Origin of the sequence: Candidatus Cloacimonas acidaminovorans str. Evry, assembly GCF_000146065.2 — a bacterium.
GTDB lineage: Bacteria > Cloacimonadota > Cloacimonadia > Cloacimonadales > Cloacimonadaceae > Cloacimonas > Cloacimonas acidaminivorans.
This window is the reverse complement of sequence record NC_020449.1, coordinates 324,339-338,562: the sequence shown is the minus strand read 5'-3', so window position 1 is coordinate 338,562 and position 14,224 is coordinate 324,339. Positions and strand designations below refer to the sequence as shown.

Genomic DNA, 14,224 nt, shown 5'->3' with positions numbered 1-14,224 from the left:
TATCACCTTGTGATTACGAAGGACAATCACTTTCTTATAATACTTTCTGCTCCTTCCGGAGGAGGAAAAAGTACGATCCTAAACGAAATCCTGAAAGTTACTAACGATATAGATTATTCCGTTTCTTACACCACGCGCAGTCCAAGAGGAACAGAACAAAATGGAATTCATTATCACTTTGTAACCGAAGAGGAATTTCAGAGACGCATTGACGAGGGTGACTTTTTAGAGTATGCAAAGGTTTTCGGAAACTGGTATGGCACTTCCAAAAGTTTTATTAAAGACCGTTTGGCAAAAAAGCATCATGTTATTCTGGACATTGATGTTCAGGGTGCTTCTTTAATCAGTGCCACGGATATTCCCTATGTAAAAATATTTATTTTACCACCTTCTATGGAAGTGTTGCATCAGCGTTTAGTTTTAAGAGCTACGGATAGTGAAGAGGAAATTGCCAAGCGACTGCAAATTGCCAAAGACGAAGTTGCTTATATACCTCAATATGACTATCTTGTAATTAACGATAAATTGGATATAGCGGTTCAGGATGTTTTAGCTATTATTCGGGCTGAAGAAAATCGTGTATGCCGCTATAACCATCCCGCTATGGATTTTATATCTACAGGAGAAAAAGATGATTAACGAAAAACTTGAGAACTTTCTGGAAAAAGCGGATATGAACTATTTGTTCTGTCTTTTAGCTCAATTGGAAGCATACCGCTTACTTCAGCTTCCAACTTATGTGAAACAAAAATTTCAAGATAAAATTACCATTATGGCTATGAACCATGTAGCTGAAAATGAAGTACCGGATTATATTACCGAACTTGCTGAAGCAGAGCTTGCAGAAGCACAGGAAAGTCCTTTCCAGGAAGAAGAAGGCGCGGAAGAAGAAGCGGAAGAAACAATTGATGATTCTAAAAAGTTCATTGAAGAGCTTACCGGAACCGAAGATTATGAAGAGGAAGAAGAGGAAGAAGAAGAATTCTATGATGAAGATAACGAAGACAACGACGAAAGTTAAATTATGTCTGTAAATGCTTTGCGCCAATATCTGGAATTCTTAAAAAACAGCGGTATCAAGGAACTTTATTATCCCCCAAGCGATAAACAAAAGAAATTAACCGAACTGCAAAAACAATATTCTACCTGCACAAAATGCCCTCTGCATAATTCACGCCGTAAATTTGTTTACGGGGAAGGAAATCCTAATGCCATTGCAATGTTGATTGGAGAAGGTCCCGGCGAACAGGAAGACATTACAGGAAGACCTTTTGTGGGTGCTGCAGGTCAGCTTTTGGAAAAAATGCTCTCTGCTATTAATCTGCAACGCAGTGATGTTTATATTACCAATATTGTAAAATGTCGTCCTCCGGGAAACCGAAATCCCGAATCCGAGGAAAGAAAAGCTTGTTTACCCTATTTATTGGAACAGATTCAAATTATTCAACCTAAAATACTATTAATTTTAGGTTTGGTGGCAGCGCAGACCTTGCTAAATAATAATAATACTCTTGGCTGGCATAGAGGAAAAATTCATTATTTTATGGATATTCCTGCTTTTGTAACCTACCATCCTTCAGCTTTGTTAAGAAATCAGGAATGGAAAAAACCTGCCTGGATTGACCTCCAGGAATTCCAGAAAGAATATGAAAAATTGCTTGCTGCAACTATTAGCTAAAGGATTGCCGAATTATACTGCACAAATAATGTATATCGTTTTATGATTGAACATACAGATTTCTGATTTCACAGGAATAACAAGGATGCTTAATGAAAGAGGGAAGAAAAAAGCAATTATTTTATTCTCACAAGGAGATAACGATGATTAAACAGAGAAATTCCCCTCTCTCTATTTTCAAACTGAATTTACCTATATCTCTTCTTATAACTTTTCTTTTAACTTTTTTAGTTGTAGGTTTGGATGCCCGTTTTGCCATTTATGGAGATACACGCAGTAATCCAAAAATTCATCAGCAAATTGTTCAACAAATCGTATTCCGCAAGCCCGAGGCAGTTTTTCATACGGGGGATTTGAACAGTTCAGGCAAAACGCAAAAAGAGTATGACAATTTTTTGCAGATTATTTCTCCCATCTCTCAATCTGCCCGTTTTTTTCCGGCACGAGGCAATCACGAAAAAGACCTTACTTTATTTCTGCAGAATTTTCCTTATTTAAACGGCAGTTCTTATTACACTGTTTTTCAGGATGGCATCCGTTTTATCATTCTGGATAGTGTTTTAGACCTTTCCCCGGGTTCCGAACAATTTAGCTGGCTGCAAAAACAGCTTAAAGAAGATATTCCTTCACTGCTTATTTTACATCATCCGGTTTTTTCTTCCGGAGAGCATAATGACGAGCTTGGTTTACAGTTTTTTTTGCCGGAATTATTGCAAAATACATCCGTAAAAGCCGTTTTTAGCGCTCATGATCATAATTACGAGCGTTCCGAATTTAAAGGTATAACCTACATTGTTACCGGCGGTGGAGGAGCTCCTTTAAGGGAAAAGGTTCACGAAAATCCCTATTCTTTGGTCTTCGTAAAAACCCATCACTATCTTATTGGAGAGCGAGAAGATAAGTCCATTATCTTTAAGGTCTTTAACTTAGATAATGAGCTTATAGATAGCTTTACTATAAACGGAATGTAATATGCCCCATCCCAAGGTTTTAGCAATTCACGATCTTTCCGGTTTTGGTAACACTTCCTTAATGGCAATTATCCCTATTATGAACAGGATGGGAATTGAAGTTACCGCTATGCCCAGTGCTTTACTTTCTGCCAATACCGATTATCCTGATTATATTCTGCAGGATAATAGCGAGCTTTTAAAAAAATCCCTAACGCATTGGAAAGAACTTCAGCTTAGCTTTGATGCAGTTTATACAGGTTTTTTGGGCTCTCCTGCTCAAGTATATCTCTTACTTGAAAATCTGCCTTCTCTGCTTAAAAAAGAGGGAATCGTTTTAGTTGACCCCGTTTTAGCAGATGAGGGAAAATTATATAGTTGTTACACTTGGGAAATGGTAGAGGCAATGCGTTCTCTTGTTTCAATCAGTCATATTATTACTCCCAATTGGACAGAAGCAATTTTTTTAAGCGGTTATAAAAATGGGAAGGACTTAAAAACCGTCCAAGTATATGAATGCTGTAAAAAATTAGCCGCTTTAGGACCTCAAAATATAGTTATAACCAGTGCCCCGAATTCTCAAGGAAATTTTTCCTCGGTTGCCTTTTTTGCTGCTAAAAACAATTTTTTCCGGGAATTTGAATGTAACTATGCCCCCGTAATTTTCCCAGGAGCAGGTGATTGCTTTTCTGCATTGCTTTTAGCCGGTATCTTAAATGGCTGTGATATTGTTCAATCAATAGAAGGAACTATCGCCTTTTTGCAGGAGGCAATAACAATTAGCATCCCTGTTGTGCAGGATCGTAAAACAGGCATTGACCTTATTTCTGCCTTAAAAAAAGACCCCCACCTCTTCTATTCTCACAAAGAGTAACCGTGTTTCTTTTCTACAAAGAGAAAAGAGAAAAGGGTTTAGAAGGTTTAGAGGGTTGAGATACCTTAAAGCTCAAATATTGATATCAGGGTAGCTAAAATAGCAATAGGTTGAGAAGGTTTAGCAGGTTTAGATACCTTAAAGCCCGTAGGGCGACACAATGATAGCGATGGTGGCGTAAGCCCCTCGAAAAATGTAAGCCCTGAGTTCCTTTTTCCTTTTATCCTTACCTTTTCCAAAAGCCCGTCAGGGCGACACAATGATAGCGATGGTGGCGTAAGCCCCTCGAAAAATGTAAGCCCTGAGTTCCTTTTTCCTTTTATCCTTCCCTTTTCCAAAAGCCCGTCAGGGCGACACAATGATGTAGAAGGTGGCGTAAGCCCCTCGAAAAATTAACGATTTAATCGGTGGAAAGTTTTAACTTACAATTTTCACCTGCCTTCAATGTTCCCACACCCCACATTCTTTTCTCACTTTCAACCAATCTGCAACTGGTTAATAAATCTGAGAAATTGTGAGTCAAAACAAAACATTATTTAAAAACGGGTCGGCACATTCTTTCTTTTCTGAAAGAACTGGCTAAATCAAATCACAGCTTGCTATTAGCAAACGGAACAAATATCATTCCCAAAGAAATCCCAAAATTATTTCAATAAAACTCCAATATGACTCCCATATCATTCCCATATCGCGATATGGGAATGATATGGGAATCTCATCCGCTGCATAACGCAAAAAAGTAGGAATTCATACACAACTATTTTGTTTCTGTTTTTAACTCTCAATTTTTCGGTTTGGAGACCAATGAAACTGCGTTTATATGTTAAAAATGATTGCAGGGTGTAGTTACCTTAAAGGTAGGTGAAAATTGTAAGTCAAAACCTCCCGCCGATTAAATCGTGAATTTTCCGAGGGGCTTATGCCACCATCTACATCATTGTGTCGCCCTAAGGGGCTTATTTTTCCAGCTATGGTGAAAAAAGGAACTCGGGGATTTCATTTTAACGAGGGGCTTACGCACCCATCGCTATAGTTGTGTCGCCCTCCGGGCTTTAATGAAATCTCAACCCTCTAAACTTTCTCAACCCTCTCAACCTTCTCAACCCTCTTTAATTCTACATTCTACATTTTTCATTTTCCGAGGGGTTTACACACCCATCGCTATAGTTGTGACAGGGCTTTTGGCAGAGGTAAAAGGTTAGTGGATTGGCACATTGACTGGGCTATCGCCTAAAATATTGCCAATGTAGTCAGTTGTATCCGGTGGAACAGTTTTTGTTTCGGATTTGGGAGAAGATACACTATTAGTTTGAGGGATGGATTCACTGATAGCACGCAAGCGTTGACGCAAGGTATCTGGTTTGGTTTCTTCTTTTTCTTCTTTAATTATAACGGCAGTGGAATCGGGTTTTTTAGAAGCAAAAAAATCGGGCATTTTCAGCCAATTTTGATTGTAGGCATACCATAAAATGGAACCGAGAATAATAATAATCAATAAAATGCCAATCAGCCACATAAAGTTGGTGGAAAGCATAATCTTTTTTTCTTTCACAGGAATTGCAGGTTGGAATTCCGGTTTGGCACTTTCCGGCATTAAACTGGAAAAAGTATACATTACGGCATCCACATCCGCTTCCAAAAAACGGGCATAGTTATAGACCAATGTTTTAGCAACTCCATAGGGACCAAGTTCGGCAAAGCGATTTTCTTCAATTGCCTTTATCTGGTTTTCCGGAATACGCAGTTCATTCCAGATATCCTGATAGCTGTATTCACGCTGTAAACGCAATTCCAGAAAATACTTGCCTAAATTTTCCAATTGTAAACTCCCTGAAATGACTGGCAGACCTCTCCGCTTAGTAAATAGCCATTAGCGGAAGCATTGATTTTAACTATTCCTCCTGGCATTAAGACCTCAACTTCATTATTTAATAAGCCCTTGGCAATACCGCTAAAAACTGTAGCGGAAGCACCTGTTCCACAAGCCAGAGTAGCTCCGCAACCTTTTTCCCAGATTTTGATGGCTACCGCTGTTCTATTCAGTAAAACGGCAAAATGCACATTTACCGTTTGTGCAAAGCCCTTGTGATGTTCTATAGCAGAACCGTATTGAAGATGGGGATCATCTTTCAAAGAATTAACCCAAACAATAAAATGCTGATTGCCAATTTCCACCAAGTCGCCGGTAAAATCCATTACCTGATAGGCACTTTTCAGCATTGAAGGCATTCCCAGGTTAACGGTTATAGTGTTATCCTCATTTACATAACAGGTTTTAAGTCCCGCCTCGGTTTGGACTCTAAATTCCTTTTTTCCGGTTTTTTGATGCAAAATCCAAGTTACACAGCGTAATGCAGAACCGCACATTTCAGCTGTTGAGCCATCTGCATTGTGAATAAACATTTGCGCATCGCAGGATTCATTAGGCATAAGTAAAACCAATCCATCTGCTCCAATGCCAAAATGCGGTTTACAAAGTTCTTCCGCTACAGAAGAAAAATCCAGCTTTGCCAAAGCAAATGACTCCGGAGCAAAGTAGTCCAGGATAACAAAATCGTTACCTTGAGCGTGCATTTTGAGAAAAGGAATCAGCACAATACTTCCTCTACCATTTCCGCAAAACTGTAAAATCCCTTGCGGTCTTTAATCCATTTTGCTGCCTGTAACGCTCCGTAGGCAAAAGTGCTACGCGAACGGACACAATGGCTAAGCTCTATGGTTTCGGTTGCACTATCAAAACCAATTATATGCGTTCCGGGAAAAGAACCGGCGCGAAGTGAAGCAAAATGTAATTCTTCAGGTTCTATTTTACGGTAAGCAGGGTCAAAAAGAGCGGTTTTTTTCCTGCTGCTGTTGGTTAAAATAGTTTTAGAAAGTTCAATGGCAGTTCCCGAAGGACTATCCGCCTTTTGATTGTGGTGCATTTCCCAGCCGTAAACATCAAATTCCGGAAAACGGTCAAATGCCTTAGTTGCTTCTGCTACAAGTCGCTTAAAGATATTCATTCCGATAGAAAAATTGGCTCCGTAAAGAAAACCTGTTCCTGCTTGCTGAACCTGCTGTTTTATTTCTTTTAGGTGTTCCAACCAACCGGTTGTGCCAACTACCATATTTTTCTTGAGAGCAAGAACTTTATGAATATTCTCCAGAACTACAGAGGGATGGCTGAAATCAATGCAAACATCTGCATCTTGCAGGGACTGCTCACTTATTTCCTGGTAGCAATCCTTTTGGTTAGGGTCTATCATAGAAACAACGGTGCAATCAAAATCAGAAGCCAATTCGGCAAGCATTTTTCCCATTTTGCCATAACCTAACAAACAGATTTTAACAGCCATTTATTCCTCCGCATAAAGATGGATGAGTTCTTCTATAAAAGCAGTTCCTCTATAGAGTTCATCCACCAGAATATCTTCTTCCGTAGTATGCACATTATTCATTCCGGTGCCGACAATAATCATTGGCAAGCCGTTGGCATTAAAAATATTAGCATCACTTCCACCACCTCCAACTTTGATGTCTACCGAAAGATGCAAATTCTGCAATGCTTTTTCTGCAAGGGTTACTACCGGAGCATTACGATCAATTAAAAATGCCTCGTATTCCTTTTTCAGTTCAAAATGAAAGGATGCTTTGGCTCCATTCGCATTAAATTTATGGACAGTAGAAATAACTGCCTGTTCAATCTCCTCACAGACCTTTTGCAGTTTTCCCTTATTATGACTGCGAACTTCACCTTCAACAGTTACTAACCCGGGAACAATATTAGTAGCTGTTCCACCTTTAATGATACCGAGATTACAAGTAGTTTCAAAATCAATTCTGCCATTAGGCATAAGTGCAATTGCTTCTGCAGCCAGGCGAATGGCATTTAATCCTTTTTCAGGTTCTACACCCGCATGCGCTTCCTTGCCATAAAAGTTAATCTGGAAAGAAATTTGAGAAGGCGCTCCAATAACCACTTCCCCAACCTGATGAGTATCCAATGCATAACCAAAACCGGCTTGCAGCTTGGAAATATCAAAATTCCTGGCACCCAAAAGCCCTATTTCTTCGGAGACAGTTATCAAAACCTCAATGGGAGGATGCTCAATGCCCTTTTCCTTAATTTGTTTAATAGCCATAAGGATTTCCGCAATGCCGGATTTATCATCTCCGCCTAAAATAGTTGTGCCATCCGTAAAAATGCGACCGTTTTCCATAATTGGCTGAATGTCTTTGCCGGGAACTACAGTATCACAATGAGCACAAAGAAGGATTGGCTTTTTATTGATAGTTCCGGGAAAATAGGCATAGAGATTACCCGCGTTACCCTCAATTTTTGAGGCGCAGTCATCTTCTTCTACAATAGCACCAAGTTCTTCCAAATCCTTTTTTAGCTTATCCACAATGGCTCTTTCGTTACCGGATTCGCTATCAATAGAGACGAGCTCAAGAAAGTAGCTTACTACATCGTTTTTCATTGGGACTTCCTTTTATACATTCCTTACTAAATATATAATAGCCAAAATTTCGGTATATAGCAACTATTTATTCTATGGATTTTTTACACCGAAACCACCGAAATCACTGAGAACACCAAGTAGAAAGAAAAAACAGCAAAAATCCGGGTTGCTAATATATGGCTCTATTGACTTTCCAGAAGGTTTACCTCCCGGTCAACTTATAGGAAACGACAGGGAGTTCGTTCATCCTGTTTTATCCAATTCCCAGGCGTTCCTGACGGTATTTATTATTTTGAATATTTTGCCACCACTGTTTGTTTTCCAGATACCAGGCAACTGTTTTTCTGATTCCTGTGGCAAATGTTTCGGCAGGTTTCCAACCAAGTTCTTTTTCAATTTTAGTGGCATCAATGGCATAGCGTAAATCGTGACCTGGTCTATCTTGCACAAAAGTTATCAGTTCCGTATAGCTTTTCAGTTTCTTTGAGGGCTCCATCTCATCCAAAATCTTGCAGATAGTGGTAACAATATCAATATTCTTCATTTCATTATGACCGCCAATATTATATGTCTCGCCTACTTTTCCTTTCCGAATAATAATATTGATGGCTTCACAATGGTCTGTAACAAAAAGCCAGTCCCGCACATTAATTCCTTTCCCATAAACAGGCAGGGGCTGATGAGCCAGGCAGTTCAAAATCATTAAAGGAATCAGCTTTTCAGGAAATTGATAAGGTCCGTAGTTATTGGAGCAATTGGAGATGGTGATTGGCAGTCCGAAAGTTCTTTGCCAAGCACGCACTAAATGGTCTGAACCAGCTTTTGATGCCGAATAGGGTGAAGAAGGATCGTAAGGTGTTTCCTCTGTAAACATTCCGTTTTCCCCTAAAGAACCAAAAACCTCATCCGTAGATACATTATGAAAGCGAAAGCGCTTTTTTGCTTCTTCATCCAAAGTGCGATAGTATTCCAAAGCGGAATTCAGCAAAGTTGCCGTTCCTACTAAATTGGTTTGGACAAATTCCATAGGACCGTCAATACTTCTATCCACATGGGATTCGGCAGCAAAATGGACAATTGTATCCGGTTGAAACTGATGCATAATTTCTTTCATTTTTGGTGCATCGCAGATATCTGCCTGCTCAAAGAAATAACGCGAATTTCCATACTTGGCTTCCAAATCCTGCAAGCTTTCCAAATTACCTGCGTAGGTAAGTTTATCTATGTTCAATATCTTACCAGTAAAAGAAGGGTCTGCAAAAAGGGTATGTAAATAGTTGGCACCGATAAAACCAGCTCCACCGGTAACAATAACTCTGTTCATTTTTCCTGCCTTATTTTATTTAGGATTGTTTTAAATGCCTCCAGTTCTTCTGGAGATTTATACACTAAAGTAATTTTGCCCTTGCCATTATTTTCCTGCACTTTCACTTTCAGGCAAAACAAATTGCTTAGTTCCCTTTCCAGTTCTTTGGTGCGGGCATTTGTTTTTGCCTTTTCCGGTTCTTCCTTATTAGCGAGAGAAAAGGTTTTTGCTTTTTCTTCTGCCTGACGCACCGTTAAATTATACTTTATTATGTATTCCGCAAAGCTATTTTGCAATTCCGGAGGCACAGATAAAACAGTGCGAGCCAATCCGGAATTCAATTCTCCGGAAACAAGCATTTGTTTTACTTCTTCAGGAAGTTTTAGCAAACGCAGGGAATTAGTGACTGTAGCTCTGTCCTTACCTACAATTTCGGAAATTTGGTTATGCGTTAAACCAAAATCCTCAACCAGAGTATTATAGGCAATTGCTTCTTCAATAGGATTCAAGTCCTCCCGTTGAATGTTTTCTATTAGAGCGAGCTGGAGCTGTTCTTTTTTAGAAACGCTACGAATAACAACAGGCACTTTTTCCAGTCCTGCTTGTTTTGCTGCTTCCAGTCGTCTTTCACCTGCCACAAGTTCATATTCCGAAGAGCTTGTTTTAGTAACAATCAGGGGTTGAATAATACCGTTTTCTTTGATGGATTCAGTTAATTCCGCCATTTTTTCCGGGTCAAATTTTTTTCGGGGCTGATAGCGATTGGGCTTAATACTTGCAATAGGCAAAGTAGTAATTCCCAATTGAGGAGTTTGTTCTCTATCGTTATCCGGAATCAGAGCGGAAAGTCCTCTTCCCAAATGTTCATTCATTTTTTATTACCTTATTCGCTTCTATTGATAACTTCATTTGCCAAATTGAGGTAACTCATCGCGCCTGGAGACCTTATGTCATAGAGAAATATAGGTTTACCAAAACCAGGAGCTTCAGTTAATTTAATATTCCGGGGAATAATAGTGCGGAAGACCTTTTCCTTAAAATAGCGATGAACCTCTTTAGCAACCTGCAAAGAGAGGTTTACCCTTTTATCAAACATCGTTAACAGCACACCCAGAATGTTTAAACCAGGGTTTAAGTTCTTTTGAATCAAGCGAATGGTTGTTAGCAACTGACTAACTCCTTCCAGAGCATAATATTCGCATTGAATAGGTATCAAGACCTCCATTGCCGCAGTCATTGCATTCACCGTTAATAAACCAAGTGAGGGAGGACAATCAATTATAATGTAATCAAAACTATTTAAAATGGGTTGGAGTGCTTCTTTTAATTTCTGTTCGCGGGCAAATTCATGCACCAGTTCAATTTCCGCTCCGGTTAAATTGATGTTTCCCGGAATGCAAAAAAGGTTTTTGGTGGCTGTGGAGAGAATAGTTTTTTCTATAGGAGCTCTGCCTATAAGAGCATCATAAATTTGGAGTTCCACTTTATCTTTATCAATTCCTACTCCGCTGGTTGCATTACCTTGAGGATCAAAGTCAATTAGCAGAGTCCTTTTTTCCAGAACTGCCAAACCGGCAGAAAGATTTACGGCGGTAGTTGTTTTTCCTACACCACCTTTCTGGTTTACAACAGTTATTACCTTGGGCATATATATCCTTTAATTTTTAAGAACTTAATGAAAGAGAAGGTCACGCTGTTTGATACCAATTAATTGGCGTTGACCTAAAGCAGGATAATCTTTATCCAAAAGAATCTCATATTTTAGAACTTGCACATCGTCTAATTTCTGTGCCTTGTAAAAAACAGCCATTCCGCTTGGTTTCAGCAATCTTCGCAAAGGCGAAAAGTATCTTTCTTCCAAAGCAACAGCTCTACAAACAATAAAATCGTAGCTGGGACGCTTTGCCACATAAGCATAGTCCTCTAAACGACTGGCTTCCACATTTGTAGCAGAAAGAGATAAGGCATCCACAAATTCACGCAAAACCCTGGCTTTTTTCTGCACCGAATCCAAAAGCGTCAAATTAAAATCCGGAACAGCAAGTTTCAGAGGAATTCCTGGTAAACCACCTCCCGAACCAAAATCCAAAACGGTTTTATCTGTAAAATCCAAACATTCCAAAGCAACTATGCTGTCAAGGAAATGCTGAACCCAATATCTTTCCAGAGGAATGTTTCGGGAAACGAGATTTACTTTGCGGTTGGCATTATAAAGTAAATGCAGGTAATGTTCAAAACGAGCCATTAAATGGTCTATATCCTCCAAACCGAGAAAGCGCAGATAGTCCTCAAAAATTTGTTTTTCTTCCGTCATTGTTGTTCCTCTTCCCATTTACGAACTAAGGTTTTCACCAGAAAGGAATTGTCATTTGCCATTTGCTTCAGACAGTTATGGGCTTCAGGAGTTCCAATTTGTTTTAAGGAACGGGCTACAATATAGCGATAACGCTCTGAAGGATGAAAAGCATATTGGAAAAGCAAATCAACGCTTTCCGCACTTTTTATGCTACCCAAAAGCGAAAGACAGGTGGTGATATATTTACCGTTGTTTAAATGTTTGCGCAAGGTTTCAATTAAAGTGCTATCTCCAACTCCGGCAATTAGAGACAGGGCATTTTTAGCTTTCAAACTATCTATATCATCGGTATAATCAAAAAGAAGTTGTTTAAACTGCTCATTTTCTTTCACCAGAACCTCTAAAGCTCTATATTCCAATCCGGACTTGGTATCAAGCTTATTCTTTATCACATAATCAATTGCTTCATCAGCTCTGGCAAGCATAATTTCCCGGGCTTTTTTCACTCTTTCAATAGCGTTGCCAACTTCCCATTCGGCAGCAGCAGAAAAAATATCTGCTATTGGCTCATCGGGAGAAGGAGGAGGCAACATTGGAATTTCTGCCGGTTTTTTTGTTTCGGAATCGGTTGTTGATGAGGACATCAACTTTCCAGAATCCAAATCTCTGCCAATGCCATAAGTGCCTTTTTTCCAGGTTGTTCCCTCAGTCATCAAAGTATCCGGATAGCTATCTTTGCCATCTTTATCCAAAAAAAGACCTATACCACCGGTTGCTCTGCTATAGACAGCATTACCATAATTTTGAGGATTATTGCGTTCATAACGATCATTTCCGCCTTTATCTATAAAAATTCCCACTGAATTACTTAAACCCAAACCGTTTCCTCCTTCAATGGAATAGGCATCATTCCCTTTAGCATCAATAAAAATTCCCAAACCCCAATCGTGACCTGCACCTTGACCAGGACCGTGTCTGCTGTAATATGCATCATCTCCACTGCCATCAAAAAGAAAACCAGAAGCAAGATGAATTCCAGACCCTTGAGGATAATAGACAGCATTGTAAACATCATTTCCAGCTTCATCAATCAACATTCCCAAAGCATACCAATAGCCAACTCCTTGTGCATAAACACCTCCCAGATAACGATCGTTGCCATTTTTATCAAAAAGAAGCCCTAATCCACCGGCAAAATCGGGACGCAAACCAAAACCAACACCTTGTCCCAGAGTAAGATAATCGTTTGGCATCAAGGGTGAATGAAAGTATTTTCCCCCTAAAAGATAATTATCCGCTCCATCAAAATCCAATAAAACACCTGCAGCACGGATAGAACCAAAACCCTGAGCCAGACAAGTAGCGCTGTAAATATCATTTCCCTGCATATCTTGAAGGATGGAAAGACCGCGTATAGCGGCACCTTGGCTGAAAAAACCGTTTTCATAAATATCTGTACCTTGAAAATCACGATGGAGTTGAATTCCCATCATTCCCGCAAAAGAAAAATCCCCTGTTCTGTAAATATCATTTCCTTCCAAATCATAAGAAATTCCTAAGCCCGAAAGAGCAAAAAACAAACTTCCAATATCAGGGTTCACATAACTGTCATTTCCTTTATAATCAATCAGCAGATAAGTATAATTTTTAGCTCCCGTTGCTAAAGTCATCGTATATTTTTCATTTCCTGCGGGTTCAATAAGCAAAATAAGCGGCTTTTTGAACATTTTAGCGTTATAAACATCATCTTTTCCCGTTCCGATAACCATAGTTCCGAATTCGCATTCTTGAATTATGGGCTTTTTATTAGTGTAGTTTAATTTACCTGCTTCATTTTTTATTACATCGCATAGAGCCAAAAACTGCATAGCGGCTTTTAAAACATCAGCTTCCTGAAAAAGCTCCATTAGTTCCTTGATTTCCTGATTTTCTATTTCTTCCCAAAGAGGTATATTATGCTTATTAAAATAGGCATTATAAGCTTCGCTATCCTCATTTTCCCTTAAGGCAACGAAAAGATAGAAAACATATTTGTTCCATAAATCAAGGTTATAATGCGAATAGGCATTCACCAAAACGGGAATAATATCTTTTAATGCTTTTTCATAAAAGCGGAACAGATCTTTGGGCTGTTTTACTTTTTTATTGAATTCCTGTTGATATAAGTCCTTGTAATTCAGATAAAGAGGAAATGAACCTGCACCATCAGTCGCATTTTTATACAGTAAATCAACCAGAAAAGCAAAGCCCTCATCCGTATTAGCTTTATTAGCTGCTTCTCTAATTTCCTGCATTAAACCCAAACCGTAATAGGGCTCTTGCAAAGAGCGTAAAAAACTTTTGCTTTTACCCCAGGTAGAGAGGTCCCAATCCTTCTCAAAATTCAGGTCTTGAGGGTTTAATTGTTGTTCTTTCAATAAATTTTCCAGCTCCCTGAAATCATTTTCGGAAAGCAGGGAAAAATCCTGTAAATATAAAGTATCGGATTTTGTCTGGGAGAGAATAGGAGAAGATATATTTTCTCCCATTAAGGTTGAAATAAGCATAAAACCCAACATAAATGCCGTTAAAACCTTTTTCCTCATATTATCCTCTTCACTGTTTCAATTTATTGGAACTTTGTTTTATTGTCAATCTTTAGATTTTACTCCAAGACCTCCAGACCTTTTTTGGGG

The 14,224-nt window shown here is 39.1% G+C and carries 14 protein-coding genes; 5 read left to right on the top strand and 9 right to left on the bottom strand.

Features of this window, described 5'->3' with window-relative positions:
* Window positions 1–9 precede the first annotated feature (9 nt).
* The 5 genes from gmk to CLOAM_RS01360 all read left to right on the top strand — a co-directional run bounded on the left by gmk (window position 10) and on the right by CLOAM_RS01360 (window position 3,502).
* Window positions 10–639 carry a guanylate kinase gene (gmk, locus tag CLOAM_RS01380; RefSeq protein ID WP_015424056.1) on the top strand — a complete coding sequence of 210 codons (630 nt, stop codon included), beginning with the start codon at window positions 10–12 and terminating at the stop codon, window positions 637–639.
* Window positions 632–1,021 carry a hypothetical protein gene (locus CLOAM_RS01375; protein WP_015424055.1) on the top strand — a complete coding sequence of 130 codons (390 nt, stop codon included), beginning with the start codon at window positions 632–634 and terminating at the stop codon, window positions 1,019–1,021. The genes gmk and CLOAM_RS01375 overlap by 8 nt, the downstream gene beginning before the upstream one ends.
* A 3-nt stretch (window positions 1,022–1,024) precedes the next feature.
* Window positions 1,025–1,678 (top strand): uracil-DNA glycosylase, encoded by a 654-nt coding sequence (locus CLOAM_RS01370; protein WP_015424054.1) that lies wholly within the window; start codon window positions 1,025–1,027, stop codon window positions 1,676–1,678.
* A 143-nt stretch (window positions 1,679–1,821) separates the two neighbouring features.
* Entirely contained in the window at window positions 1,822–2,649 is an 828-nt protein-coding gene (locus tag CLOAM_RS01365) for a metallophosphoesterase family protein (protein ID WP_044278783.1), read from the top strand.
* Between the two features lies 1 nt (window position 2,650).
* Complete coding sequence (locus CLOAM_RS01360) at window positions 2,651–3,502, top strand: pyridoxamine kinase (protein ID WP_015424052.1); 852 nt, start codon at window positions 2,651–2,653, stop codon at window positions 3,500–3,502.
* Between the two features lie 1,198 nt (window positions 3,503–4,700).
* Here the strand turns inward: CLOAM_RS01360 and CLOAM_RS01355 are convergent.
* The 9 genes from CLOAM_RS01355 to CLOAM_RS01315 all read right to left on the bottom strand — a co-directional run bounded on the left by CLOAM_RS01355 (window position 4,701) and on the right by CLOAM_RS01315 (window position 14,134).
* On the bottom strand, window positions 4,701–5,321 hold the full coding sequence (locus CLOAM_RS01355; protein WP_015424051.1) for a helix-turn-helix domain-containing protein: 621 nt from the start codon (window positions 5,319–5,321) through the stop codon (window positions 4,701–4,703).
* A complete protein-coding gene (gene dapF, locus CLOAM_RS01350; RefSeq protein WP_015424050.1) occupies window positions 5,309–6,097 on the bottom strand; it encodes a diaminopimelate epimerase in 789 nt (262 codons plus the stop codon). Before dapF ends, CLOAM_RS01355 begins: the two co-directional genes overlap by 13 nt.
* A complete protein-coding gene (dapB, locus tag CLOAM_RS01345; protein ID WP_015424049.1) occupies window positions 6,091–6,840 on the bottom strand; it encodes a 4-hydroxy-tetrahydrodipicolinate reductase in 750 nt (249 codons plus the stop codon). The genes dapF and dapB overlap by 7 nt, the downstream gene beginning before the upstream one ends.
* Window positions 6,841–7,965 (bottom strand): M20/M25/M40 family metallo-hydrolase, encoded by a 1,125-nt coding sequence (locus CLOAM_RS01340; RefSeq protein WP_015424048.1) that lies wholly within the window; start codon window positions 7,963–7,965, stop codon window positions 6,841–6,843.
* A gap of 235 nt (window positions 7,966–8,200) precedes the next feature.
* Window positions 8,201–9,271: a dTDP-glucose 4,6-dehydratase gene (rfbB, locus tag CLOAM_RS01335; protein WP_015424047.1), complete on the bottom strand. Its 1,071-nt coding sequence runs from the start codon at window positions 9,269–9,271 to the stop codon at window positions 8,201–8,203.
* On the bottom strand, window positions 9,268–10,125 hold the full coding sequence (locus tag CLOAM_RS01330; RefSeq protein ID WP_015424046.1) for a ParB/RepB/Spo0J family partition protein: 858 nt from the start codon (window positions 10,123–10,125) through the stop codon (window positions 9,268–9,270). Before CLOAM_RS01330 ends, rfbB begins: the two co-directional genes overlap by 4 nt.
* Before the next feature lie 11 nt (window positions 10,126–10,136).
* Window positions 10,137–10,901 (bottom strand): ParA family protein, encoded by a 765-nt coding sequence (locus CLOAM_RS01325; protein ID WP_015424045.1) that lies wholly within the window; start codon window positions 10,899–10,901, stop codon window positions 10,137–10,139.
* A gap of 24 nt (window positions 10,902–10,925) precedes the next feature.
* The gene (gene rsmG, locus CLOAM_RS01320; protein ID WP_044278782.1) at window positions 10,926–11,567 is read right to left on the bottom strand and encodes a 16S rRNA (guanine(527)-N(7))-methyltransferase RsmG; all 642 of its coding nucleotides are present in this window, start codon (window positions 11,565–11,567) and stop codon (window positions 10,926–10,928) included.
* Window positions 11,564–14,134, bottom strand: a complete 2,571-nt coding sequence (locus CLOAM_RS01315; RefSeq protein WP_015424043.1) for a HEAT repeat domain-containing protein — start codon at window positions 14,132–14,134, stop codon at window positions 11,564–11,566. The genes rsmG and CLOAM_RS01315 overlap by 4 nt, the downstream gene beginning before the upstream one ends.
* Window positions 14,135–14,224 lie beyond the last annotated feature (90 nt).

Bases quoted from the DNA above. Each gene is read 5' to 3' on its own strand.
- CLOAM_RS01360 (WP_015424052.1), top strand. From the start codon at position 2,651: ATGCCCCATCCCAAGGTTTTAGCAATTCACGATCTTTCCGGTTTTGGT.
- CLOAM_RS01365 (WP_044278783.1), top strand. From the start codon at position 1,822: ATGATTAAACAGAGAAATTCCCCTCTCTCTATTTTCAAACTGAATTTA.
- rsmG (WP_044278782.1), bottom strand. From the start codon at position 11,567: ATGACGGAAGAAAAACAAATTTTTGAGGACTATCTGCGCTTTCTCGGT.
- CLOAM_RS01375 (WP_015424055.1), top strand. From the start codon at position 632: ATGATTAACGAAAAACTTGAGAACTTTCTGGAAAAAGCGGATATGAAC.
- CLOAM_RS01340 (WP_015424048.1), bottom strand. From the start codon at position 7,965: ATGAAAAACGATGTAGTAAGCTACTTTCTTGAGCTCGTCTCTATTGAT.
- CLOAM_RS01325 (WP_015424045.1), bottom strand. From the start codon at position 10,901: ATGCCCAAGGTAATAACTGTTGTAAACCAGAAAGGTGGTGTAGGAAAA.
- rfbB (WP_015424047.1), bottom strand. From the start codon at position 9,271: ATGAACAGAGTTATTGTTACCGGTGGAGCTGGTTTTATCGGTGCCAAC.
- CLOAM_RS01330 (WP_015424046.1), bottom strand. From the start codon at position 10,125: ATGAATGAACATTTGGGAAGAGGACTTTCCGCTCTGATTCCGGATAAC.
- CLOAM_RS01370 (WP_015424054.1), top strand. From the start codon at position 1,025: ATGTCTGTAAATGCTTTGCGCCAATATCTGGAATTCTTAAAAAACAGC.
- dapB (WP_015424049.1), bottom strand. From the start codon at position 6,840: ATGGCTGTTAAAATCTGTTTGTTAGGTTATGGCAAAATGGGAAAAATG.
- CLOAM_RS01315 (WP_015424043.1), bottom strand. From the start codon at position 14,134: ATGAGGAAAAAGGTTTTAACGGCATTTATGTTGGGTTTTATGCTTATT.